Below are 25,771 nucleotides of genomic sequence, written 5' to 3'. Positions count from 1 at the left end.
ACCAACCTATGACTTGTCGAAAGAAAGCATGGGCAGTCTGTGGCCACGATCCGATGGCACCTGCAACTATAAAAACTTCTAAACACTTATACTTTCATTTCCATTGAAAAAGCATTGCTATTTTGATTGTTATCTTTTACTATTTCCTTAGAGAGACGAAATAAGAGGAGAGTTATATAATGCCTAAAGCAATTTGGTTACTTGTTATTGGTATGGTTATCAATGTAACAGGTGCTTCTTTCATTTGGCCGTTAAACACTATTTATTTACATCAAGAGTTAGGTCAACCATTATCTGTTGCAGGATTCGTATTAATGATGAATGCTGGTGCTGGTGTCATTGGAAATCTTATTGGGGGAACGTTGTTTGACCGAATCGGCGGGTATAAAACGGTCATTTATGGGATTGCGATTACGATTATCAGTGCCTTTATTCTTGCCTATAACCACACGTTTTTGTGGTATGTAGCTCTTTTAGTAGGGATTGGTTTTGGGGCTGGGATGACATTTCCTGCCCTTTATGCGATGGCTGGAACCGCATGGCCTGAAGGAGGAAGAAAGGCCTTCAATGCAATGTACGTTGCCCAAAATGTCGGTGTTGCTTTAGGAACAGCATTAGCTGGTGTCGTTGCTTCCATCAAAATTGATTATATTTTTATTTCAAATGGCATCGTCTATTGTTTATTTTTATTGTTGGCTATTTTCGGTTTTAGACAAATAGAAGCGAACCGACAAGTGACGCCAGCTACGTCAAATGTGTTTGAACAAAAGAAAAACTTTTCGTTTAGCCGTCCGTTTATAGCATTGCTCATTGTGTTAACGGGGTATTTTATATGTTGGCTGGCCTATGTGCAGTGGCAGTCCAATATTTCCGTATATACTCAACAGCTTGGAATTTCATTAAAACAATATAGTATCTTGTGGACGATAAATGGGGCGATGATCGTGCTGTTTCAACCGATTATTGCGTTCTTCGTTCGAAGATGGGTGCACACACTAAAAGCACAAATCTACACAGGATTAGTTATCTTCATCATTTCCTTCTTTGTGTTATCGCAAGCACAAGTGTTTACAATGTTTATTGCGGCCATGATTATCCTAACGATTGGTGAAATGTTTATTTGGCCGGCCATTCCTACGATTGCCCATAAGCTCGCCCCTGAAGGTAAAGCTGGTTTTTATCAAGGTGTTGTTAACAGTGTAGCGACAGGCGGGAGAATGATGGGGCCATTTGTTGGAGGTTTAATTGCTGAAGCTTTTGGAATGGTTATTCTTTTTTACGCGATCATGGGATTATTCTGTCTTGCGTTCATATCAACGGCTCTATACGACCGAGTTTTAAAAGAAAAAATAACTGCAGAACCTGCTACAAAACATTCGATCCAATCATAAATTAGATAAAAAGAGTATGTTTCTAGTTGAATTTGGCAAAAATGGTCTTGACAGAAAATCGACATATTCATACAATAGCAAGTATATTGACTTTATAGTTAAGAAATAAAGGCTAATAACGATGAAGAGGAATAGTAGTGACGTATCTCGTAATTAGAGAATTGACGGTTGGTGAAAGTCAATCGATGATACCCATGAACTCGCCTCAAAGTTGCAGTAGTGAACAATTAGTAGTTGCTGCCGTCCGCCGCGTTAAGGTTACTAAAGTGAGTGTAAACTTAGGTTTATGCTAATTTGGGTGGTACCGCGGGAAATTTTACTTTGTGATCAACCTCTCGTCCCTAACGATAACGCTAGGGGTGGGAGGTTTTTTTATTGTCATAAGCAAAATTTTCATACGTGGGTTGAGCTTAAAGTAATACGAATACATATGCATCTAAACAAAATATTCAATTGGAGGAAAAAATAATGTCTTTTCAACATCAAACAATCGAAAAAAAGTGGCAACAGTATTGGGAAGAAAATAAGACGTTTAAAACGTTAGATGAGCTAGAGAAAAAGAAATTTTACGCACTCGATATGTTTCCTTATCCATCTGGAGCAGGTCTTCACGTTGGGCACCCGGAAGGTTATACAGCAACTGATATTTTATCGAGAATGAAGCGTATGCAAGGATATAATGTATTACATCCAATGGGGTGGGATGCGTTTGGACTTCCTGCAGAACAGTATGCGCTTGATACAGGCAAACACCCGCGTGATTTTACGCAACAAAATATTAATAACTTTAGAAGACAAATTAAATCTCTAGGATTTTCATATGATTGGGATCGTGAAGTTGATACGACAGATCCGAACTATTATAAGTGGACGCAATGGATTTTCATACAGCTCTATAATAAAGGGTTAGCCTATGTCGATGAAGTAGCCGTAAACTGGTGTCCTGCGTTAGGTACAGTACTTGCGAATGAAGAAGTTATTGACGGGAAAAGTGAGCGTGGCGGACACCCTGTAGAACGCCGCCCAATGAAGCAATGGATACTGAAGATTACAGAATATGCGGATCGTCTGTTAGATGATTTAGAGGAATTGGATTGGCCTGAAAGCATTAAAGACATGCAACGTAACTGGATTGGAAAATCAGAAGGGGCTGAAGTGACGTTCATGATCGACGGTCACGATGAGTCGATTACGGTATTTACAACACGTCCTGACACGTTATTTGGTGCAACGTATATGGTACTAGCGCCAGAACATAAATTAATTAATCAAATCACAACAGACGAACAAAAAGAAGCAATTGAAGCTTATAAAAAGAAAGTGGCAACGAAGAGTGACCTGGAGCGAACAGAATTGGCTAAAGAAAAAACTGGTGTTTTTACGGGTGCTTATGCGATTAACCCTGTAAATGGTGAAAAGCTGCCGGTTTGGATTGCTGATTATGTACTTGTCAGCTATGGAACAGGTGCGATTATGGCAGTTCCAGGACATGACGAAAGAGACTATGAATTTGCAAAAGAATTTAACTTGCAAATTAAAGAAGTTGTAGCTGGCGGTAACATTGAAGAAGAAGCGTATACTGGAGACGGTCCTCATGTCAATTCAGACTTCCTTGATGGTTTAAATAAAGAAGAAGCCATTACCAAAATGCTTGAATGGCTTGAAGCAGAAGGAAAAGGGACGAAGAAAATTACGTACCGTCTTCGTGACTGGTTATTTAGCCGTCAACGTTATTGGGGTGAGCCGATTCCAATTATTCATTGGGAAGATGGAACGATGACACCAGTTGCAGCAGAAGAATTACCGTTAATACTGCCAGAAATGGATGAAATCAAACCATCTGGAACAGGTGAATCACCATTAGCTAATGCTAAAGATTGGTTAGAAGTCGTTTGTCCAGAGACAGGGAAAAAAGGACGTCGTGAAACAAATACAATGCCTCAATGGGCAGGCAGCTGCTGGTATTACTTACGATATATTGATCCAAAAAATAACGAACAGCTTGCAGACCCTGACAAGTTAAATCACTGGCTTCCAGTGGATATTTATATTGGTGGAGCAGAGCACGCGGTACTTCACTTACTATACGCTCGCTTCTGGCATAAAGTTCTTTATGATCTTGGCATTGTTCCAACGAAAGAGCCGTTCCAAAAACTATTTAACCAAGGAATGATTCTGGGTGAAAACAACGAAAAGATGAGTAAATCAAAAGGAAATGTCGTAAACCCTGATGATATTATTGAGAGTCACGGAGCAGATACACTTCGTCTATATGAAATGTTTATGGGGCCGCTTGATGCTTCCATCGCTTGGTCTGAAAATGGCTTAGATGGTGCGCGTCGTTTCTTAGACCGCATTTGGAGGTTGTTTATCGATGAGGCGACTGGCGAACTTAATTCAACAATTACCGAAGAAGAAGGAACTGAAGTATTAACACGTACGTATCATCAAACGGTTAAAAAAGTAAGCGAAGATTTTGAAGGCTTACGTTTTAACGTTGGGATTTCACAACTAATGGTCTTCATTAACGAAGCCTATAAGCAAGAACAATTACCGAAATCATTCATGGAAGGCTTTGTGAAGCTAATTTCCCCGGTGGCTCCACATTTGGCAGAAGAATTATGGCAAAAGCTTGGGCATCAAGGAACGCTTGCATATGAAGCATGGCCGACATATGATGAGAAGTATTTGGTCGAAGATGAAGTTGAAATCGTTGTTCAAGTAAACGGGAAAGTAAAAGCAAAATTAGTCATTCCGAAAGATGCAAATAAAGAACAAATGGAAGAACTGGCACGAGCGGATGAAAAAGTAGTAGAAGCAATCGCAGGGAAAACAATTCGTAAAGTAATTGCCGTTCCTGGGAAGCTTGTAAATATCGTAGCAAATTAAGATAAACGAGCAAAACATTATTATAAAAAAATGTTTTGCTCGTTTTCATTTTTTATAACTAAATACTAGATGGCACGAAGGGTTGTGGATGTCCGTGAATAATGTGTATAAGTCTGTGAATAAAATAGGAAGTTATCCACAAAAAGCTGATAAAGACGATAATATCAACATTTATTTATTAACATTTAATCGTTTACTTATTAACAACCTGTGAATAAATATGATTAGGTATAAGGAGATAGTATATAAAGATAGTTTGTTTTAAGAAATTCATTTTATCCAGTAATGAAAAATGTGTAAATTTATGAGTGGAAACTTTATCTAATTTTGTCAGATTATTTTCGTTTTTATTGACATATTAACAGATTTTTCATAAAATTTAAAAATAAATGACCGATCGGTTAGTGAGCGATTATAAACGTTGTTGCAATAGCGCTAGGGCATCCTGTCGGGGCAAGTGGAGCTCGAATTGTATATTCATTGGCAAAAGAATTAAAGCTTCAAAATAAGAAATACGGTCTGGCGTCACTTTGTATTGGTGGCGGACAAGGCATTTCACTTATTATAAAATCGATCTAACTGAGGAGGAGAAATATGGGATTTAAAAAAGTAGTTGTTGCGATTGATGGTTCGAAGCATAGTTATCACGCCTTAAAAAAAGCGGTAGAGCATGTAAATGAGGTTTCAGGGGAATTAACGGTCGTTCACATTGTTCCAGACACAGGTTCAGCACCTATTATTATTGGTGATTTTTCAACAGCTCAGTATGATTACAGAAGAAAATTAAAAGAAGTAAAGATAGAAGAGGCTGAACAAATTATTAACCGTGCAAAACAAGAAGTGCAAGAAAATGGAGGTACTTCTCAATATTACATTCTTGAAGGTGACCCGGCAAATTCCATTTGTCAGTTTTCAGAAAAAGAAAACTTTGATTTAATCATTATTGGAAGTCGTGGACTTGGGAGTTTCAAAGAAATGGTGTTAGGAAGTGTCAGTCATAAAGTTGCACAAACTTCTTCAATACCTGTTATGATTATTAAATAATGTTTCTATAGGGTGACTCATAAGATCAGATCACTGTGCCTTGCATTGCATTGTGAGGCCAGGATATTTATGAGTCACCTTTCTATATGATGGACTTTAATGAAATATCGCTGAGTATATTTGCAAGTTGAACAATTGCTATAAAAATACCAATTGAATGGGGAGAATGCAGATGAAATTAGACCATCAACTATTATCTATTTTAGAATCTCTTCATGATGCAGTAATTGTTGTTCTCACTGATTATACGGTAGCATATGTGAACAAAGCATATACCGAACAATTTAATGTACCTAAAGAAAAAATTGTCGGTAGAAATTTACATAAAATAGAAGAAAACTCTAGGATTATTGAAGTATTAAAAAGCGGCCAGCCACTTATTAATGATTGCAGTTATGTCCATTCTCTAAAAAAAGATGTCTGTGCAAATATCACACCATTAATAGAAAAAGGTAAGATGACTGGTGTTGTTACCATTATGAGAGATATTAGTGAAGTAACAAACCTACAGGAAGAACTGAAACGTTATAAAATGTATTCCTCGGAACTAAGAAAACAATTAGATCAAAAGAGCTTTTCACTGTTACATAGTAATGTCTATAAAATGAAGACAGTTGTTTCTCTTGCTAAAAAAGTGGCTGCAACGGATGCCACGATTATGTTATACGGTGAAAGTGGTGTAGGAAAAGAAGTTTTTGCAAAAGCCATTCATGAAGCGAGTACAAGACATAGTAAGCCCTTTATTCCAATAAATATTGCATCGATACCAGATACATTATTTGAAAGTGAATTGTTCGGTTTTGAGGATGGTTCTTTTACGGGGTCACGAAAAGGCGGGAAAAAGGGGTTAATTGAATTAGCAAGTGGTGGTACGTTATTTTTAGATGAAATCGGAGAAATGTCTTTAAATGTTCAAGCGAAGCTCCTGCGTGTTATCCAAGAACGTTCGTTTCATAAGGTTGGCGGGATGAAAGCCATTCCAATGGATGTACGTATTATTTGTGCGACGAATCGAAATTTAAGTGAAGAAATAAAAAAAGGGACTTTCAGAGAAGACTTGTATTACCGAATTAATGTCGTTCCAATAACCATACCTCCTCTTCGAGAAAGACAAGAGGACTTACCGTTTTTAGTTGAAAATCTATTACACCAATTGAAGTCCAAGTACGGAAAACATGTGAGCGTCGATGAGGAAATCATCGCTGTCTTACAGCAGTTCACGTGGCCTGGGAATGTGAGGGAGCTTTATAACGTACTCGAACATATGGTAGCTGTTTGTCCGAGATCTCATTTTGTTATCGATGATATTCCAGATTATATTCGAGAAGGAACAGAGAATAAACATTCAGAGCCACCCGTATTTCAAAGAGAGCGGGTTGAATTCAGGACGACAAATTATCAGCTGAACGAGGTATTAGAAAAAACGGAAAAAACCTTATTACAGCAAGTGATAAAAGTAAGTAAAAACCGTTCCGACGCTATTAATAAACTGGGGATCAGTAGAAAAGCGTTTTATGCAAAATTAAAAAAATACGATATGATGTAGCACCGTTAAAATACTAACTGTAAATGTACGCCGTTAGATTTTATCTAATAGATTTTTTTACGCTATCCGACCCCAATGATTTTTGTTCACAAATATTGGCACGTAATTTGCATAATAAAACGTGAAGATAATTAGAGAAAGAAGGGGGAGGAAGGATTTGCGAGTTCAAATTCAAAGAATGGAAGAAGACGATGCAAAAATCACGTATCAAGAAACGGCCGGTTTAGCGATTATTAGTTTAAGTCGCCCTCATTCCAGAAATGCGCTTACGTCCAATATGTGGACCCAGTTATCAGAGATTGGGGCCAAAATATTAGATAACCCTAAAAATAAAGTGGCGATTTTAAGAGGCACAGGAGAGCAGTTTACAGCAGGATCAGATATTAAAGAATTTCATCAAATGTCTGTTGAAGAAGCTGAAGCTTCTTTTCTACTCATGGAAAGAGCGATCTCAACATTCGAACGTTTGCCTATCCCGACTATAGGTGTAATAAATGGCCCGGCAATGGGGGCGGGCTTAGAACTGGCGCTAGCGTGTGACATAAGGATTGGTTCAAATAAGACAAGAATGGGTATCCCAGTTGGCCGGTTAGGAATTACACTAAATAATAAATTTGCCCAACGCCTAGTAAGTTTAATTGGTCCAAGTAGAACGAAAGATTTAGTTTTTACAGGTCGATTATACGATGCTGATGATTGCAAAAGCTTAGGGTTGATCAACTACCTCATTCAAGAAGAAAGGCTCGATCGCTATGCGATCCGAATGGGAAGACTTGTTGCCTCGCAATCTCCAGCTTCACTTAAGGCCATTAAACGATCTGTTGCTAATTGTGTAAATAGTGTAGAGGAATTGTGGCAAGAAGAAACACCGTTCGTAGACGCTCATGATTTTCCAGAAGGCGTAGCATCGTTTGTAGAAAAAAGAACACCTAACTTTCAAAGAAGACTATGACAATGACACCGAAGGATTAACGACCCCTTCGGTGTTTACTTTTTAACAAAATGAATATGAATAGAATGAAGTTCCAATTGCAGATATTTAAGAAAAGCTTGTTGAACTCTTGATTGAATGTGTTCACCAATATCTTGAATCGTTCGTAGGGGCGGATGGTGCAGACTGACGGTTAAATCGACGGTAGGGAGTGCAGTCATCTGAACGGTTGCTTGATGACATTGTTTAACTTCTGAAATCTGTTCGCATTCATAAGCAGCAATTGAAGTTAAAACTTTTTTAGAAATACGAATAGAGTTTGAATCAAAATCAGGGTAAACGACGGTCGTTTCTCCAATAACTTCTTCTTTTTGGGAGAAGATTTTCATGCCTTGTTTTATAAGCCGTTTAAAAAAACTTTGTTCAACTTGTCTATGCGGGATAGGAATAACATGCTTTCCTTGCGTTAACCGAACATATAAAGCCATTTTAATTTCTCGCGATGAGCGTATTTCGCTAATGTCTATTAGATGATCAATGTCTCCTAATTCCAATGTCGAGCAAATTCGTTTCACCATTTTTGGAGAAGTACCAATGATAAGTATTTTAGCAAGGTTATATATTTTAATGGCTTCTTGAACTTCTTTTTTATGGTCTTCGAAATGGAACGTTGCTCTCTTAACCGCAGTAATATAGTTTTTCTCAAATTTTGCTGATGTACCGGCTACTTTCTTCCCTCTAACGATTAATAATCCATCATCAATAATCGCAGGGATGTTTTTTTCATATGCGAATGAAAGAGCGCTTGTACTTTTACCCGTTCCACTAGCCCCGCTTAGTGCATAAATGATCATATATTCACCACCTTTAAGAAATCACCATTTAGACAAAGTTCAAAGAATTGAAGATTTAGAATAGTTAATAAATATTGCAATTTCAATTCATTATACTTAAGCTTTTATTATGCAGCAAGAAGTTGTCCGCACACAGATTATATTGTTTCCAATAGAAACTATTGTTTCTTTAAGAAACACCTTTCGTTTCCTGGAGAAACAGTTTAAGGAAGGCTCTTTTATTTCATGTGTAAAAGTAGAGTTCTGAATTTTGGCATAGTTTTTGCAATAAGAAATTGAGATGATTTAAACATAACTAGGAGGGGTATACGATGGCAAAAGTAAAATATGAGGTAGAAAATCAAATTGGAACAATAACAATAGATTCACCTCCAGTAAACGCGCTTGAAAAACAAGTACTTGAGGAGTTATCAGTGATTGTAAATGACATTGCTGAAGATGTGAATGTAGTTATTATTACGGGAGCTGGAAATAAAGCATTTGTAGCTGGTGCCGACATTAAGGACTTTCCTACTTTAACAGCTGAAACAGGGGTAGAGCTCGTAAAGAAAGGCCAACAAATCTTTCAACAAATCGCAGATCTCGAACAGCCTGTCATTGCTGCAATTGATGGATTTGCACTTGGTGGTGGATTAGAGTTAGCTCTTGCGTGTGACTTTAGAATTGCAACAAGCCGCTCGCAATTTGGTCTGCCAGAAGTGAAACTAGGAATTTTACCAGGGTATGGAGGAACGCAAAGATTACCACGTTTAATCGGCAGTGGAAAAGCAAAACAGCTTATCTTCTCTGGTGAATTTCTTTCAGCTGAAGAGGCTTATAAAGTGGGAATTGTTGAAGAAGTAACAGAAAATTCAGCATTAGATGAAGCTAGAAAATGGGCTGAGAAAATTTCCAAAAGAGGTCCATTAGCTGTAAGAGCTGCTAAAAAAGCAGTAAATGAAGGCCTTGATCAATCAGTAGAAGAAGGATTGCATACGGAAGCTACATATTTCGGGACGTTATGTGAGACAGAAGATAAAAATGAAGGCGTTGCAGCATTTTTCGAAAAAAGAGAACCGAATTTCACTAGAAAGTAAGAATTATAAAATTTATAGATAAATTAGGGAGGATATTAAAATGAAAAAAATTGGTGTAATTGGATTCGGAACAATGGGTTCCGGTATTGCTCAAGTATGTGTAGAAGCAGGTTATGAAGTGACAGGAATAGAACAAGAAGCGGCATACTTTGAAAGAGGTCTAAAGCAAATTAACAAGAATTGGAGCCGAGCGGTCGAAAAAGGGAAATTAACAGAAGGACAAGTTGAAGAATTTCAAAGTAAACTATCAACATCTACTGATTGGCAGGCACTTGCAGAGATGGATTGCGTGATAGAAGCTGTTAATGAAAATATTGAACTGAAAAAAGAGATTTTTAAGAAAGTCGATCAAATCGTAGGTAACGAGACATTGCTCGTAAGTAATACGTCAGGTTTAAGTATTACAGAAATGGCTAGTGTAATCGAGGATCCTAGTCGTGTAATGGGTTTTCACTTCTTTAATCCAGTACCAGTCATGAAATTAGTAGAATTAATTCGTGGATATGATACGACAGAAGAAACGTATGAAAAGTCAAGAGCTTTAGTAGAGTCTCTTGGAAAAGAATCGATTGATGTTAAAGAAGCGCCGTTATTTGCTGTTAACCGAATTCTTGTACCAATGATTAATGAAGCAATCTTCGTATTACAAGAAGGAATTGCAAGTGCAGAAGATATTGATAAAGGTATGAAATTAGGAGCTAATCATCCGATTGGACCGTTAGCATTAGCTGATTTAATTGGCCTTGATACGTTATTATTCGTTCAAGATTCTCTTTATGAAGAAACACAAGACTCAAAATACAGAGCGGCACCTTTATTAAGAAAACTAGTAAGAGCAGGTCACCTCGGTAGAAAAACAGGAAGAGGTTTTTACCAATATTAAGAAAAATTTTATGAATTAAACGGGGGATAAGAAATGAGTTATTTTGAATTATCGGAGGAGCATCAGCAAATTAAACAAGAGATTCATAGATTAGCTCAAGAAAAGATTAAACCACGTGCATTGGAAATTGATGAAGAAGCAAAGTATCCGTGGGATATATTGAAGCTTGTTTCTGAGTACGGGTATATTGGAGCAAATATGCCAGAAGAGTATGGTGGTGCTGGATTAGACCTACTTAGCTTTTGTACGATAGTAGAAGAAATTGCACGTGTTTGCGCATCATCCTCACAGGTTGTTGTGGTTCAAGAGCTTGGGGCGTTACCGATTATTATTAGCGGAAGTCATGAGTTAAAGCAACGCTTTCTCCCAGATGTTGCTTCAGGAAAAAAGGTTATTGCCTATGCCTTAACAGAACCAGGTGCTGGTTCTGATGTAAAAAGTCTAAAGACACGTGCGGAAAAAGATGGAGACAGTTATATTCTCGACGGTCAAAAAATGTTTATCAGTAATGGTGGGGTTGCCGATCTATACACTGTATTTGCGCAAACAGAAAATGGCATCTCAGCGTTTGTTGTTGAAAAAGATACACCAGGGTTTGAAGTCGGTAAGTTGGAAAAGAAAATGGGGATTAAAGGCTCGCCAACAGCTCAACTCTTCTTTGAAAACTGTCGTGTTCCAGCTGAGAATATGATCGGTGATGAAGGTGACGGGTGGATGGCGGCTATGAAAACCTTTGACAAGTCACGGCCGACCGTTGCAGCCCAAGCACTTGGTATCGCACAAGGTGCTTTAGATGCTGCATTAGAGTATGTTCAAGAAAGAGAACAGTTTGGCAAGCCGATTGCTTCCTTCCAAGGGGTACAATTCATGTTAGCTGATATGGCGACACAAGTAGAAGCTGCCCGCGGTCTTGTATATCGTGCAGCTGCAAAAGTGAATGATTTAACAGCAACAGGCAAAAATCCAGAACTTACGCAAGCTTCATCAATGGCCAAAATGTTTGCTTCTGATGTAGCGATGAAAGTTACAACAGATGCCGTCCAATTGTTAGGTGGGTACGGTTATATTCAGGAGTACAATGTAGAGCGAATGATGAGAGATGCTAAGATTACTCAGATATATGAAGGTACAAATCAAATTCAACGTTTAGTTGTTGCGAAAAATTTGTTAGGAGGGAAGTAAATGAAGCTTTTATTTATTCATGGTGCTGGCGGTTCAAGTAGCAAGTGGCGGAAAATGGATGAACATTTACAAGGTGTTTCGTTTGAGAATATCGATTTGCCAGGACACGGGTCTAATCAAGAGGTGATCGCTGAGTCAGTTGAAGACTATGCTAAACGGTTATCCGATACAATTACGGAAGATGTTATTGTTGTGGGTCATTCAATGGGCGGAATGGTAGGTATTGAACTAGCTGCAATCAACCCTCATGTGAAAGGTCTCGTACTAGCTGCATCTTATTACGAACTACCTGTTCACCCGAAGATTATCAGTCAACTAGAAATGGGTCAATTTCCAGAATTCCTCTTCTTAGCTTCATATAGCAAAGGGACGGATGAAAGTCTAATGACTGAAGAGAAAGCGGAATTAGATCAAACGCCAGTATCCATTGCTTTAAATGATTTTAAAGCGTGTCAGTCATATAAAAACGGAAAAACAACGATTTCTCAATTAACAGTTCCTATATTAGCTCTTTACGGTGATGAGGATAGATTATTACCACCGAATGCACAAGCAGAAATAGGAAATGTGAATAAAAATGTTCAGTTAGAGGTTATTTCAGGAGCAGGACATTACGTTCAACTAGAAAAGCCAAAACAGTTTGCACAGCAAATTGAAGCTTTTTGTGATCAAGTAAAAAAAGCAGTAAACGTCAAATAAACATTAGGAGCGATTTATTGTGTTGTATATCAATGGAAACTGGAAACAAACAGAAAGCGGAAACACTTTTTCTTCGTTTAACCCAGCTACTGGTGAAGTGCTAGACACGGTTGCAAATGGGACGGCTGAAGATGCTCTGAATGCGATCCAGGCAGCTGAAAATGCATTTGAAGCATGGTCTGAACTAACTGCTTATGAACGTTCTAACTATCTTTATAAAGCGTATGAAATTATGATGGAAAAGAAAGAACAGCTAGCAGTTATGATGTCAAAAGAGCAAGGAAAGCCATTGAAAGCAGCAAGAAATGAAGTTAAATACGGCGCAGATTTTCTCTTATTGTATGCAGAAGAAGCGAAGCGAGTAAACGGTGAGATTTTGCCTTCCCCACGAAAAGACCAAAGATTTATGGTGCTGCATCAGCCTGTGGGAGTTGTTTGTGCGATTACACCTTGGAATTATCCAATTTCAATGATTACTAGAAAAATAGCTCCAGCCATTGCAGCCGGTTGTACGGTCGTACTAAAACCTGCTGAACAAACACCGCTATGTGCAGTTGAAATGTTCAAAGTCTTTGAAGAAGCTGGGCTTCCTGAAGGAGTCGTAAACTTAGTTACAACTGATAAGCCAGAAGAAGTTGGTCAGGTGTTTTTAACACATAAATCAGTTAAGAAGATTACGTTTACCGGCTCTACAGAAGTAGGAAAATATATTGCAGAACAAGCAGGAAAACAAGTGAAAAGAGTGTCGATGGAGCTTGGCGGCCATGCACCATTTATCGTTTTCGAGGATGCAGATCCTGTTCATGCCGCAAAAGGTGCATCCCTTGTGAAATTTTTAAATACGGGTCAAGCGTGTATCAGTCCTAACCGAATATTTGTCCACAGAAGTATTGTTGACAAGTTCACTGAAACATTTGTCGAACGTGTAAGTAAAATGAAAGCAGGAAATGGGCTGGAAGAGGGAATTGCGATCGGCCCGCTCGTTGATACGCAAGCACTTGAAAAAGTTCATAACCAAGTAAGTGACGCAACGAGTAAAGGTGCTAAAGTGGCCATTGGTGGTGAGCGTATAATCAGTGAGCCTCTTCATAATGGGACATTCTATTCACCAACTGTATTGACTGGTGTAGATGAGTCGATGACTATTTATTATGAAGAAACATTCGGTCCTGTAGCCCCGATCATTCCATTTGATACAGAAGAAGAGGTATTGAAGATGGCAAATGACACTGACTATGGATTAGCTGCATACGTCTATACGAATGATTTAAAGCGAGCGATGACGATGTTTGAAAAATTGAAGTTCGGAATTATCGGAATAAACGATATTAACCCGACTGCAGCCGCAGCTCCATTTGGAGGTATGAAAGAAAGTGGACTCGGACGCGAAGGTGGAAAAGAAGGCATTCATGAGTATTTAGAAACAAAACTTGGAGGCTTTTCGATATAAGTAAGAATGAGGCTGACACTTCAGCCTCATTTTTTTTCACATTAGGAAAGTATAAAATTTAAGCATAGATGGTTCTCGACGAGGGTGAAAATTTTAAAGTACCAAGTATAAGGGCGACTACGCATAAACTTCGCCCTAAGATTCGCCAATCGGCGAGTTTTCTTTAGGATATAACGAGACTTCCGGCACCTTCTTGTGATTAGGCAAACAACGGATTACTAGCGTTCACCGTGTTTCCTTTATCTTATACGGCATCTTCAGTCCGTATGAGATAAAACGGGTGCTTCGCTTTTCTGGTTCAAGCACATAAATTTACAAATGCTGATGAAAAATTTGAAAAATCTAAATAAACATGTCGAAAAATCGCTTTTTTTGTGAATAAGATTGTGGGTAAATAAAAAACTTATCCACAAGTTATTCAATATGTAAGGAAATCGTTAATTTACTGTAAATAATTTATACACAGTTTGTGGCTACAGTTATCCACAGAGTGTGTATAAAACTGTGACTAACTCACATTTTTCTTGATCCGGCCGAAAAACCAGCGGTATATCCTGTGGAAAAAGCTGCTGTAATGTTATATCCACCTGTATACCCGTGGATGTCTAAAACTTCTCCACAAAAATATAAGCCATTCTTACATTTTGATTCCATGGTTTTCGGATGAATTTCTTTTACTGAAACGCCGCCTCCTGTAACAAACGCCTTTTCAATCGGTAAAGTTCCGTTTGCTTCAAAGCGAAACTCTTTAATGAGTTGAGAGAGAGAACGCAAAGGGTCATTTCCAATGTTGGCGCAACTAGTTGCTAAATCGATTTCTATTTTTTCTAATAAGAAAGTGAGCATTCGATCAGGTAAATAGCCTTTCAGGACATTTTTCACTGCTTTTTTCGGCTCCTTGTTGACAAGTTTCCGTAATTCTTGAAAGATCTCTTCTCCAGATTTACCAGGATTAAGATCAATGCTCATGACAACAGTAGCGGGCTGTTTTTTTTGTTTCTTTAATTCTTTTACAACGTATTGACTACATCTTAAAACAATCGGTCCCGAAATGCCAAAGTGAGTGAAGATCATGTCTCCTTCATGAGTTTTGATTACTTTTCCTTTTGCATTCAAAACTGATAGTTCAACGTCTCTTAACGATAAGCCTTGAAGTTCCTTATTTTTAATAAATGGTTCATTAGATGTAATCGGTACTTCGGTGGGATATAAATCAGTAATCGTGTGACCGGCTTTTGTTGCCCATGGATAACCATCGCCAGTAGAACCCGTATGAGGTACACTTTTTCCGCCTGTTGCAATGATAACGGCATGTGCGTCAATCACTTCGCCATTTTCAAGAGTAACCCCAAGCACTTTTTCTTCATCATAACGTACTTCTTTGACCGGAGAATGCGTTTTTATTTTTACCCCAAGGTCTTTTACTCTATCAATGAGTGTTCGGACAACAGTTGAAGCTTTATCACTGACAGGAAACATTCTACCGCGGTCTTCTTCTTTTAGTCGAATTCCTAAATTCTCAAAAAATTGAATGATATCTTCATTATTAAAGACGGAAAAAGGACTGTGCATGAAGCGGCCATTTCCGGGAATGTGAGCAATTAAGTCATCAAGTGCCATTCGATTGGTCACATTACAGCGACCACCACCTGAAATACCTAGCTTTCGACCAAGCTGATCTCCTTTATCAATTAGAAGAACGGCAGCACCTTGACTAGCAGCTGCAATGGATGCCATTAAACCAGATGGTCCACCGCCAATTACAATAACATCATACATACTTTCATAGCACCTTTCATTAGGTATTTATAGAGGTTAGTTTATCATGGTTATACGTTTGTTGGTAATTGTTTCACTATTAAAAGAAATTATACTACGAGAGGCGCGTCACAGCTAATCCATACGAAAAAACTTCTCAGAATAAATAGCCATAAAGAATTACGCTAGCCCTATAGAAAAAAATATTTAAAAACAGGCACCGAATGGGTGCCTGTAAGTTAAGCAAGGTAGGTTGATCTTTGTACATAGATGGTACTCCTATATCTTGATTAGTAAGTGTAGAAAGTACCAACAATAACTAACAAGATAAATAGGACTACGATTAACGCAAAGTCGAATTTGTATGCGCCCATCCTAAACACCTCCTCTAACCTTACTTAGTACAACTTATGCAAAAAGTCACAAGTTGCAATAGGTCATATGTGGAAAGTACCAAATGATATCGTAAAATGGTTTAATAACATTGATCTAAAAATAAGAGATTAGTACAATGTAGAAATGGTAGTAAGAAAGGGGCCCTCTCATGTTAACAAAACTAACAATACATACAAATTCTCGTGATGAAATGATTGATATTACGACTGAAGTACAGCAATTTGTAAAAGATGTTGGCGTAATGGATGGTATAGTATTGATTTATTGTCCACATACAACGGCTGGAATTACAATTAATGAAAATGCAGATCCAGACGTAAAGCATGACATGCTCATGCGATTAGATGAGGTTTATCCCTGGGAACATGCAAAGTACCGTCATATGGAGGGGAATTCAGCTTCTCACTTGAAAGCGAGTACGGTAGGCACTTCGCAGTCTGTCATTATTTTTAGTGGAGATCTCGTATTAGGACAGTGGCAAGGAATTTATTTTTGCGAGTTTGACGGACCAAGAAAAAGAGACTATTTTCTAAAAATTTTAAAAGGGTAACTTGATACTTTGTAAAAATACGGTAGACTGTATATGTTCAGTTCGTTTTAATGACTCAGGAGGACAATATGTCAGACTCTAAACTTCTCCGTGGCACGATGATTTTAACTGCCGCGACATTCATTTCTAAAATACTTGGCTTAATTTACATTTTCCCGTTTAGCGCAATTGTGGGCCAACAAGGTTTAGCGTTGTATGCATACGGATATTTGCCATATACGGTCATACTTAGTTTAGCTACAATGGGAGTCCCGTTGGCAGTTTCTAAATTTGTAGCAAAATATAATGCACTGGGAGACTATTATACAGGGCGAAGATTGTTTCGTTCAGGAATGGTCGTTATGTCGATCACAGGATTTATTGCCTTTTTAATGTTATTCTTTATGGCTCCTGTTTTAGCTACTTTGATTATTAGAGACCCGAGTGAACTTCAAGGAAACTCAATGGATGATATTATCTTTTCGATCCGAATGGTGAGTACGGCCTTAATCATTGTACCGATCATGTCTGTCATCCGCGGGTATTTCCAAGGCTTTCAATCGATGGGGCCAACAGCTATATCCCAAGTTGTCGAACAAATCGTAAGGATTATTTTTATTTTAAGTTTAACGTTCTTAATTGTTGGCGTTTATCAAGGGGGAATCGGATTAGCCGTTGGATTTGCTACTTTCGGTGCGTTCGTTGGAGCATTAGGTGGTCTTGCTGTCCTATTAGTTTATTGGTTTAAAAGAAAAGAGCTTTTAAATCGTCAAATGAGTGAGAGTACAATCGATCATCAAATCCCGCTTAAAAGCATGTATCGGGAGCTTATTTCCTATGCCTTACCTTTATCGTTTGTTGGGCTTGCCATTCCGCTCTATCAACTCATTGACTTATTTACATTTAATAATGCGTTAATTGCTTCAGGAGTTCGTCAAGAAGAGGCGGAGGTTGCTTTCGGTGTATTTTCACAATCTGCTCATAAGCTCATTTTAATACCAGTAGCATTAGCAACTGCTTTTTCAATTACTCTTGTCCCAACGATTACAAAGTCGTTTATTAATGGCGATGAGGATTTATTACGAAGTCAAATCACACAAACGTATCAGATTATCTTATTTTTAACGATTCCTGCAGCGGTCGGTTTATCGATTTTATCATTCCCAGCGTTTGGTGTCTTGTTTGGACTGGGTGATGTTGAAATAGGTGGAAGTATTCTAAGATACTACGCACCTATTGCTATTTTCTTCTCCTTGTTTGCGGTCTCTGCAGCGATTTTGCAAGGAATGAATAAGCAAAAATATGCTGTAATCGGATTACTAGTGGCACTCATCGTAAAGCTCTTATCGAATTATTTGGCTATTTATTCACTAGGTGCACTTGGTGGTGTGTTAACAACTTATCTAGGCTACACGATTTCGATTGCGATTAACGTTTGGGCGATTGGGAAGTTTGCTAACTATAATTATCGTTTTATTGTTAAGCGATTAATCCTTATATCAATCTTTGTAGCGATTATGGCATTTGTCGTTGTCATCATCAAACATGTACTTGAACTTGTTTTCCCGATGACAAACTGGACGAATACGTTGATTGTGTTAATACCATCGATTGCGTCGGGTGGACTTGCTTATTTCTTCTTAACGGTGAGGTCTCACTTAGCAGGCCAAATTCTGGGTCAGCGCTTTTCTTTCCTCCGTTGGAAGAAAAAAAGAACGGAAGCACAATAGGAGAGCGATCAGGTCGTTGAATAGTGTCAGAAGGGGAAAGCGGTCACCAAAGCATGTGAATAGCGCCCGAGATCAGTGTCAGAAGGAGAAAGCGGTCAATAAAGTGAATGAATAGCACCCGAGAGCTGTTACTGCACTTTTAATCTTCCTTTCAACGATCACTCTACGACAAACGTAAATACACCAGATTAAAATTTAAATGCTAGGGCAAACGCGAACCCTAGCATTATCTCGTTTGTTAAGCAATTAATAAACTGCTTTTTTCTTAAAATCCGTCAGCGAATCCTCCAAAGCCTAGTTGGCGCTCTACTCTGCGAAGACGACGGTTTAAGCGGTTAATTCTCTCCGTATTTTGTTCAACAGTACGCTCTAGTCTTGCTAAGCGCCGTTCAATATCTCGTGGCGGTGTATGGCCAGGGAAGCCAGTGCCGGGAAAACCAGTGCCAGGAAATCCGGGACCAGGTAAGCCAGGTGCTCCAGGAGATGGGAAAAATTGAGGCTGTTGTCTTTCGTCCTGTTGCACATAAGACTGCTGCTGGAATTGGTTTTCGCCTTGCATCATAGGCTGCTGCTGAAGTTGGCTTTCATCCATCACATAAGGTTGTTGTTGTTGATAGTAATTATAATTCAATGATCTCTCTCCTTAATTGGGTATTCGTACATTACAGTTTTAGCTTATGTAAAAAGCGGGCGAATGGAATGAGGCAACTGCCTATTTTTCTATAATTCTTGATTAAATCCTCATTATTACTTATTTTTCTACAATAAGTGCCAGCAAAAGTCTCTTTCTCTTATTTTCACGGTTTGATATAATTGTACAAGCATAAAAAGTAATCGAATTTCAATTACTACGTTTGTGAGCCTTTTGACGACATAAACTTTGGAGGGGCCATGAAATATTCAATTTCAAAAGACAATGACTGGCTGCTCATTGTCGTTACTGCATTGTTATCAATATTTGGGTTGATTATGGTATTTAGCTCAAGTTATGTTTGGGCTCTCTATCAAACTGGGGATTTTAATTTTTTCATTAAGCGACAGACGATGTGGTTTTTTATAGGGATCTTTATGTTTTTTATTGTCATGCATGTGCCTTTTCAACTCTATCGGAAGCTATCAGCAGTAATTATACTAGGGTCGATCATCATACTTACTGCAGTCTTGCTTTTTGGGCATGAAGTTCTCGGCGCTCAACGCTGGTTAAGAATAGGATCGTTTCAAATTCAACCATCAGAGTTTGTGAAGTTGGGAATGATTATGTATTTAGCATCTGTATATAGTAAAAAACAAGCTTATATAGATCAGTTTATTAAAGGAGTTATGCCGCCTTTAATTGTTGTAACAATCGTATTAGCTTTAATTGTTAGACAACCTGACCTAGGAACGGCAACATCAATCCTCATGGTCACGATATTAATCGTATTTTTATCAGGAGCAAAGATCAAGCATCTTATCTTATTAGCGATGTCAGGCTTTGCAGTGTTTGTTATTGCCGTTTTCGCAGCCCCTTATCGGATGAAGCGGATTATGTCTTATCTGGATCCATTTGCAGATGCCTCAGGTGATGGTTATCAGATTTTACAGTCGTATATCGCGATTGCTCACGGAGGTCTTACTGGTGCCGGTCTTGGTCAGAGTGTTCAAAAGTTAATGTACCTTCCTGAACCACAGACTGATTTTATATTAGCGATTATTTCAGAAGAGCTTGGGTTACTAGGTATAGCCTTTGTTTTTGCTTGTTACACGATTATTTTCTTTAAAGGGATAATGGTTGGAATTCGTTGCAAAAATCCGTTTGGCAGTCTATTAGCGTTTGGAATTGTCTTTCAAATTGGTATTCAAATTGTTTTTAACGTTGGAGCAGTTTCAGGATTATTACCGATCACCGGTATCCCATTACCGTTTATTAGTAATGGAGGATCTTCATTGCTTGTATCGATGATTTCGATAGCTGTTCTAGCTAATATTGCAAGACAAAATCGACAACAACGACGGCTAGCTGAAGAAAGTGATGAACGCATAGGGGCATAGCTCGTTTTTATATAGATGGAGGAAATTATGGAAGAACGTAAATCGGGTTTACAGCAGATTGATTATACGTTACTGTTTTTGTTCTTTTTGTTAATGTGTATCAGTTTAATGGCAATCTATAGCGGATCGGGTGGACAGTATACCGCTGATCCCATGCAATTCGTTAAAAGGCAAGTGATTTGGATAGTACCAGGGCTCTTTTTAATGGTTGCTGCAATGGTTCTTGATTATGATATGTTTAAGAATTTTTCAATTCCTTTATATATTCTCGGAATATTACTACTGTTGTGGGTTGAATTTTTTGGAGTTGTCTTTAATGGCTCCCAACGTTGGATCCAAATTGCTGGCCAACGATTTCAACCGTCAGAATTTGTAAAAGTCTTTGTTGTTATTGCACTAGCTCATTTATTGTATAAGATCACAAAAGATGGTCGTGAAAAAAGTTTTAAATCAGATTGTATCGTTGTTGCGAAAGTGGTTGCAGTAGGTTTGCCGCCTTTTTTCCTTATTTTAAAACAACCTGATTTAGGGACGGCTTTAGTTATCGGAAGTATTATGGCCACTATGATTTTAATGTCTGGTGTCGGATGGAGAATGTTATCCTTACTAGTAGTTAGTGTCATTAGCGGGATTGGTTTCTTAGTTTGGTTACACAACAATTATTTTGCGATATTTAATAAAATTATTAAGAACCACCAGATGGAACGGATCTATGGTTGGCTGTATCCGAATGAAAATGCAGGTAGTTACGGATATCAGTTGGTTGAGGCTTTAAAAGGAATTGGTGCAGGAGGACTATATGGAAGTGGATTTATGCAAGGGGTCCAATCACAAAGTGAACCTGCACGTGTTCCGGAGCTTCATACGGACTTTATTTTTACAGTAATCGGAGAAGAGTTCGGCTTTCTCGGGGCGACCATTTTAATCGTTATTTATTTCTTAATGTTTTACCGAATGATTGTTATTGCTTTTAGTTGTAATAACTTATTTGGAACGTATTTAGTCTCAGGTATTGTTGGCTTACTAGTGTTTCAAATTTTCCAAAATATCGCTATGACGATTGGTCTAATGCCTATCACAGGTCTTGCTTTACCTTTTATCAGTTATGGCGGTAGTGCCCTGATGACCAATATGCTGGCTCTTGGGATCGTTTTGAATGTCAATATGAGAACAAGGCATTATATGTTCCAAACCGAAGAATTGTAAAAGAGATGCCCGCACTATTGTATGGATGAGGTATAGTGTAATGTAATGTACATTAGCACTAAAGCTCTTCCATCAGGTGTGGGTGTTTTATTTTATTTAGTTTCTTTGCGAGAGGGCCTAAAAGAAGATATAGATCAATGGATTTCCTTATAGTGGAAATGAGCGGATCTAAAAAGAAATTTAGAACAATAAAATTCCTTATAGTGGAAATAAATGGATCTAAAAGGGGATTTAGGGCAATATAACTCCTTAAAATGGAAATGGAAGAATTTAAAACAAGTTTTGAAGTTCAGGCGACATTCAATTGCCATTGAAGGGGGCGGATCACATGATCTTATTTATTGGATTTGGTCGATTGACGCAGTCACTTTTACCCTTTATAAAAAGTGAAGAAACCATTTATGTGTTTCATAAAAACCGTCGAGATGAGGATTATTACAATCAATTTAAAGTTCAGTATGCAGGTACAGATATGTTTTCAAAGGCTAGTCATATTTTTTTAGCATTACCTGGTTCAGCCTACAACGATTTTTTAACTCAATATGGTCAATACTTACATAAAGAAGCCATTATCTTTCATATGGCGACTGCAATTATGGAGCAAGAAGTCATCTCATATATGAAAGGCAGCAAAGTCGTACCGTGCAAATGTGTAGGTCAAGCGGATCAGATGGTAACAGAAAAACAAGGATTACTCATTGTACCAGAATCTTTTGAGCAGGAAGCTAAGTGGCTCAAATCTTTTTTTGCAAAAGACATGAAAGTGCAATCTGGAGAAGAAGAAGACGTGCTCCTTATTAATCAACATGCCACTAAAGCTGCGCTTGAACTAGCAGTTTCATTAAAAAAAGAACTACATAAAAAGAGTTTTGAAGAGCAGTGGATCGACCATTCACTTGAAGTAACGGTTAGAGGCGTGATAAAAAGTTATTGTCATCAACAGCTAGGAGGGTTTGGACGAAACCTCCTAAAAGATATAGAAAAACAAAGTGAGGGGTCAGAAGATGAGGATTGATAAATTACTCGCTAATGTTGGTTTTGGTACAAGAAAAGAAGTGAAAAAGTTATTGAAAACGGGCGTTGTCCATGTTGATGGTGAACCGGTTAAGGACGGTAAGTACCACGTAAAACCCGATGAGCAGTCGGTTACAGTTCACGGTGAACCGGTCGAGTATAAGCCGTATATCTACTTGATGCTTAATAAGCCTAAAGGAGTTATTTCAGCTACTGAGGACAACCAACACGAGACCGTCATTGATTTACTCGCCTTTGAACATGCGGTGTATGAACCCTTTCCTGTTGGCAGGCTCGATAAAGATACGGAAGGTTTTCTCATATTAACGAACGATGGAAAGTTATCACATGAATTGATGTCTCCTAAAAAACACGTCGATAAAACCTATGCAGCGACGGTAAGAGGAGAAGTGACAGAAGAAGACGTGCAGAAGTTTAAAGAAGGGGTTGAATTAGATGATGGCTATGTTACGAAGCCTGGCCATCTCGTAATCCGTGAAGCAGGTCCGATTTCTGAAATTGAATTAACCATCACTGAAGGAAAATTTCATCAAGTAAAACGCATGTTTCAAGCGGTTGGAAAAAAAGTATTAGAGCTAAAGCGCATCTCAATCGGTCCACTAGATCTAGATTCTAATCTCCGTCTTGGGGAATACCGAGAGATGACAGAAGAGGAAATCGAGATATTAAGGAATTCAAAATGAAGAAAACAGCCACTTCAGTGGCTGTTTTCTTATTCAAAGGATCTAAGATACTTTCGTTTTCTTCTTGTTTACTGTCCATTTTCCACGGCTAGGACTAAGTACTAAATCATTATACTCTAAGACATTCAAGTCTCGCTGGATCGTTCTTTGAGTTATGCCAAACTCTTCAACCAATTCATTCGTTGTGACAGTCCCCCTTTGTTTAATGTAGAGGTAAATCGACTTAATACGAGTCAGCATTCGATCAGTTGAAGCTTTCAAAAAACCACTCCTTGTTATAAATGATCGTCCTTACAACCATTGTATTAAAAAGGGGTAATGATCATTCGTGCCAATTACAGTTATGGCTGCATGGTCGAATGAGCAGTGAGTGGACATTAGCCTTTTATACCAATGTTTTGTCCTAGAATCGGGTGAGGGGCTGATGTCTTGTTTGAAATCTTAATGAATTATGATCAATCTTAATCACTGCAAAAGCTGCTTGTGTTGCCATTAAACAGTTAGTATATTAATACGTAACGTTTGTTGTAATTGACTAACATTCGCAGCCATCATATGGCTAAAATTCACATCAAATCCCTCTTGTTACTTATTGTACAATAATTCATTTAATTTAGCAAAGTACCGTAATACGTTTTTGAAGAAAATGAAAGGTTGTGAAGACAAATTGTCAAGTATTAATTGGAAGAATGAAGTCGAAAAAAGAAAAGCCGATTTAATCAGTGAAACACAAAAATTCCTACAGATACCAAGCGTTTTGGACGAATTTAGTGCAGGATTAGGACAACCATTTGGTACGGATATAAACGAGGCTTTAAAGTTTTTATTAAAAATAGGTGAAGAATGTGATTTTCGTGTAAAAAATTTAGAAGGTTATGCAGGATATATAGAGTTTGGTCATGGGGAAGAATCAGTAGGGATACTATGCCATATCGATGTTGTACCAGAAGGTGAAGGGTGGACTAGTCCTCCTTACGCTGCTGAGATTATTGACGGGAAACTCATTGCTCGTGGTGCGATTGATGATAAAGGGCCGACAATGGCTGCATTTTATGCCATGAAAATCGTTAAAGACCTAGGCTTGCCATTATCTAAAAGAGTAAGAATGATAATAGGAACGGATGAGGAAAGTACGTGGCAATGTGTGGACCATTACTTTAAACATGAAGAAATGCCAACCGTCGGCTTTGCTCCAGATGCCGATTTCCCAATCATTTATGCCGAAAAGGGAATATGCGATATTCAATTAAAGACGACTTGGAATGGTATGGAAGATCAATCTTTGCCTTTATTAGTAAGTTTTCAATCAGGCAGAAGAATGAACATGGTACCTGACCAAGCAACAGCAACAATCCAAGTAAAACAAGAAGACATTTTACGAATGAAAACGGACTTCCACTTATTTTTGAGAAATAATAATTTAGAAGGTCATATAACGGAAGAGAATGAAAAATTGATCTTACATATGAAAGGAAAATCTGCCCACGGCATGGAGCCTAAATTAGGTGTAAATGCTGGTTTGTATTTAGCTGAATTCCTAAATGGAATTTTAGTTAAAGGCGGTGGTGGCAAGCAGTTTATTCAATTGACAGCTGAGTATTTACATAACAAATCTAGAGGCACTCAGTTAGGAATAGCTTTCACTGACGACATTACAGGTGATTTAACCGTTAATTGCGGCCTTCTTTCCTATGAACGAGAAAGTGGTGGAAGTATAGGGTTAAATATTCGTTACCCCGTTACGAATGATGGTGAAAAGATGATTAACATTCTTCAATCGTTTGCAGAGAACAAAGATTTTTTGTTAACTGTACTTGACCACTCGCCACCTCATCATGTGGATAAAGAGCACTCGCTGATTCAAGTGTTATCTAGAGTATATGAGGAACAAACAGGTGAAAAGGCGGAGCTTCTTTCAATTGGCGGCGGTACATATGCGCGCTCATTGGAAGCTGGAGTTGCATTCGGCCCTCTATTTCCAGGCCGTGAAGATGTGGCCCATCAAAAAGACGAGTATATCATGATTGACGATTTATTAAAGGCAACAGCCATATATGCCCAAGCTATATATGAATTAGCTAAGGAATAGTTTTTTATATGTACTGAAACTTGGTAATAAATTCAAAGTGTTTATGAATAACGTTCCAAACTTTCTTGCGTTCTCAAGACGTGTTGAGGGCATTGCACTTTTATTGGCGTAGATCACACACCGTCTAACTAATGAAGAAGCGGACTCACAGGCCCTTATTGGTGTCAAAATTGGCATTTTACAGGCTTAAGCGGACTCAGAAGCCCTTATTTGCAAGAATCCGTGATGTTTTCGAGTAAAATCTATTTAGCCCCCTAACTCATTTGGACACCTACTCCTCTACATATTAAAATGGAATTAACTAAAGGAGGAGCCGAAATGAAAAGAAGAATGGGGCCAATAGAAGATGTAAAGAAACAATATGTTCGT

The 25,771-nt window shown here is 38.2% G+C and carries 22 protein-coding genes, 1 pseudogene and 1 other annotated feature; of the genes and pseudogenes, 18 read left to right on the top strand and 5 right to left on the bottom strand.

The features are described from left to right. Positions 1-179 precede the first annotated feature (179 nt). From N7Z68_RS20210 to N7Z68_RS20185, 6 genes and pseudogenes are all read left to right on the top strand, one after another. Entirely contained in the window at positions 180-1,391 is a 1,212-nt protein-coding gene (locus N7Z68_RS20210) for an MDR family MFS transporter (RefSeq protein ID WP_275120281.1), read from the top strand. A gap of 112 nt (positions 1,392-1,503) precedes the next feature. Then, positions 1,504-1,737, top strand: a binding site (T-box leader). 122 nt (positions 1,738-1,859) lie between these two features. Further along, a complete protein-coding gene (gene leuS / locus N7Z68_RS20205; RefSeq protein WP_275120280.1) occupies positions 1,860-4,280 on the top strand; it encodes a leucine--tRNA ligase in 2,421 nt (806 codons plus the stop codon). 414 nt (positions 4,281-4,694) lie between these two features. Beyond that, a pseudogene (locus N7Z68_RS20200) lies at positions 4,695-4,859 on the top strand (acetyl-CoA C-acyltransferase); the annotation flags it as partial. A 15-nt stretch (positions 4,860-4,874) separates the two neighbouring features. After that, positions 4,875-5,324, top strand: coding sequence for a universal stress protein (locus tag N7Z68_RS20195; RefSeq protein ID WP_275120279.1), 450 nt, complete (start codon positions 4,875-4,877; stop codon positions 5,322-5,324). Positions 5,325-5,496: 172 nt separating this feature from the next. Beyond that, entirely contained in the window at positions 5,497-6,870 is a 1,374-nt protein-coding gene (locus tag N7Z68_RS20190; protein ID WP_275120278.1) for a sigma-54 interaction domain-containing protein, read from the top strand. A gap of 157 nt (positions 6,871-7,027) precedes the next feature. Then, positions 7,028-7,822 (top strand): enoyl-CoA hydratase/isomerase family protein, encoded by a 795-nt coding sequence (locus N7Z68_RS20185; protein WP_275120277.1) that lies wholly within the window; start codon positions 7,028-7,030, stop codon positions 7,820-7,822. Positions 7,823-7,857: 35 nt separating this feature from the next. Here N7Z68_RS20185 and N7Z68_RS20180 read toward each other — a convergent pair whose 3' ends face one another. Beyond that, positions 7,858-8,655 carry a hypothetical protein gene (locus tag N7Z68_RS20180; protein WP_275120276.1) on the bottom strand — a complete coding sequence of 266 codons (798 nt, stop codon included), beginning with the start codon at positions 8,653-8,655 and terminating at the stop codon, positions 7,858-7,860. A gap of 311 nt (positions 8,656-8,966) precedes the next feature. Between N7Z68_RS20180 and N7Z68_RS20175 the strand changes: the two genes are divergently transcribed. Genes N7Z68_RS20175 through N7Z68_RS20155 form a run of 5 tightly spaced genes read left to right on the top strand, consistent with a single transcriptional unit; the run spans position 8,967 to position 13,945 of the window. Continuing rightward, positions 8,967-9,731, top strand: a complete 765-nt coding sequence (locus tag N7Z68_RS20175; protein ID WP_275120275.1) for an enoyl-CoA hydratase/isomerase family protein — start codon at positions 8,967-8,969, stop codon at positions 9,729-9,731. A gap of 40 nt (positions 9,732-9,771) precedes the next feature. Continuing rightward, positions 9,772-10,614, top strand: a complete 843-nt coding sequence (locus N7Z68_RS20170) for a 3-hydroxyacyl-CoA dehydrogenase NAD-binding domain-containing protein (protein WP_275120274.1) — start codon at positions 9,772-9,774, stop codon at positions 10,612-10,614. A 33-nt stretch (positions 10,615-10,647) separates the two neighbouring features. After that, positions 10,648-11,796, top strand: coding sequence for an acyl-CoA dehydrogenase family protein (locus tag N7Z68_RS20165; RefSeq protein ID WP_275120273.1), 1,149 nt, complete (start codon positions 10,648-10,650; stop codon positions 11,794-11,796). Further along, the gene (locus N7Z68_RS20160) at positions 11,797-12,495 is read left to right on the top strand and encodes an alpha/beta fold hydrolase (RefSeq protein WP_275120272.1); all 699 of its coding nucleotides are present in this window, start codon (positions 11,797-11,799) and stop codon (positions 12,493-12,495) included. Between the two features lie 19 nt (positions 12,496-12,514). Next, positions 12,515-13,945, top strand: a complete 1,431-nt coding sequence (locus tag N7Z68_RS20155; protein ID WP_275120271.1) for an NAD-dependent succinate-semialdehyde dehydrogenase — start codon at positions 12,515-12,517, stop codon at positions 13,943-13,945. A gap of 513 nt (positions 13,946-14,458) precedes the next feature. Here the strand turns inward: N7Z68_RS20155 and N7Z68_RS20150 are convergent. Together N7Z68_RS20150 and N7Z68_RS20145 are read right to left on the bottom strand one after the other, a co-directional pair. Continuing rightward, complete coding sequence (locus tag N7Z68_RS20150; protein ID WP_275120270.1) at positions 14,459-15,724, bottom strand: BaiN/RdsA family NAD(P)/FAD-dependent oxidoreductase; 1,266 nt, start codon at positions 15,722-15,724, stop codon at positions 14,459-14,461. Positions 15,725-15,993: 269 nt separating this feature from the next. After that, positions 15,994-16,077 (bottom strand): YjcZ family sporulation protein, encoded by an 84-nt coding sequence (locus tag N7Z68_RS20145; protein ID WP_275120328.1) that lies wholly within the window; start codon positions 16,075-16,077, stop codon positions 15,994-15,996. A gap of 170 nt (positions 16,078-16,247) precedes the next feature. Here N7Z68_RS20145 and N7Z68_RS20140 point away from each other — a divergent pair, with 170 nt between their 5' ends. Beyond that, positions 16,248-16,649 (top strand): secondary thiamine-phosphate synthase enzyme YjbQ, encoded by a 402-nt coding sequence (locus tag N7Z68_RS20140; RefSeq protein WP_275120269.1) that lies wholly within the window; start codon positions 16,248-16,250, stop codon positions 16,647-16,649. Positions 16,650-16,717: 68 nt separating this feature from the next. Next, positions 16,718-18,358, top strand: coding sequence for a putative polysaccharide biosynthesis protein (locus tag N7Z68_RS20135; protein WP_275120268.1), 1,641 nt, complete (start codon positions 16,718-16,720; stop codon positions 18,356-18,358). A gap of 265 nt (positions 18,359-18,623) precedes the next feature. On the opposite strand, the gene N7Z68_RS20130 is transcribed toward N7Z68_RS20135, so the two are convergent. Continuing rightward, positions 18,624-18,989 (bottom strand): hypothetical protein, encoded by a 366-nt coding sequence (locus N7Z68_RS20130; protein WP_308447236.1) that lies wholly within the window; start codon positions 18,987-18,989, stop codon positions 18,624-18,626. Positions 18,990-19,249: 260 nt separating this feature from the next. Here N7Z68_RS20130 and ftsW point away from each other — a divergent pair, with 260 nt between their 5' ends. The 4 genes from ftsW to N7Z68_RS20110 all read left to right on the top strand — a co-directional run bounded on the left by ftsW (position 19,250) and on the right by N7Z68_RS20110 (position 23,313). Beyond that, positions 19,250-20,389 (top strand): putative lipid II flippase FtsW, encoded by a 1,140-nt coding sequence (gene ftsW / locus N7Z68_RS20125; protein ID WP_275120267.1) that lies wholly within the window; start codon positions 19,250-19,252, stop codon positions 20,387-20,389. Positions 20,390-20,416: 27 nt separating this feature from the next. Continuing rightward, on the top strand, positions 20,417-21,595 hold the full coding sequence (gene rodA / locus N7Z68_RS20120) for a rod shape-determining protein RodA (RefSeq protein WP_275120266.1): 1,179 nt from the start codon (positions 20,417-20,419) through the stop codon (positions 21,593-21,595). A 328-nt stretch (positions 21,596-21,923) separates the two neighbouring features. After that, complete coding sequence (locus N7Z68_RS20115) at positions 21,924-22,610, top strand: hypothetical protein (RefSeq protein ID WP_275120265.1); 687 nt, start codon at positions 21,924-21,926, stop codon at positions 22,608-22,610. Further along, positions 22,600-23,313: a pseudouridine synthase gene (locus N7Z68_RS20110; RefSeq protein ID WP_275120264.1), complete on the top strand. Its 714-nt coding sequence runs from the start codon at positions 22,600-22,602 to the stop codon at positions 23,311-23,313. Before N7Z68_RS20115 ends, N7Z68_RS20110 begins: the two co-directional genes overlap by 11 nt. A 42-nt stretch (positions 23,314-23,355) precedes the next feature. Here the strand turns inward: N7Z68_RS20110 and N7Z68_RS20105 are convergent, their stop codons facing one another. Continuing rightward, positions 23,356-23,574 carry a DeoR family transcriptional regulator gene (locus N7Z68_RS20105; protein WP_175576473.1) on the bottom strand — a complete coding sequence of 73 codons (219 nt, stop codon included), beginning with the start codon at positions 23,572-23,574 and terminating at the stop codon, positions 23,356-23,358. Between the two features lie 406 nt (positions 23,575-23,980). Here N7Z68_RS20105 and pepV point away from each other — a divergent pair, with 406 nt between their 5' ends. Next, on the top strand, positions 23,981-25,402 hold the full coding sequence (gene pepV / locus N7Z68_RS20100) for a dipeptidase PepV (RefSeq protein WP_275120263.1): 1,422 nt from the start codon (positions 23,981-23,983) through the stop codon (positions 25,400-25,402). Positions 25,403-25,771: the final 369 nt, after the last annotated feature.

Source organism: Alkalihalobacterium chitinilyticum, from assembly GCF_029028005.1.
Classification (GTDB): Bacteria; Bacillota; Bacilli; order Bacillales; family Bacillaceae_F; genus Alkalihalobacterium; species Alkalihalobacterium chitinilyticum.
Note: the sequence above shows the minus strand (reverse complement) of the source record. Positions and strands in the feature narration are given on the sequence as shown.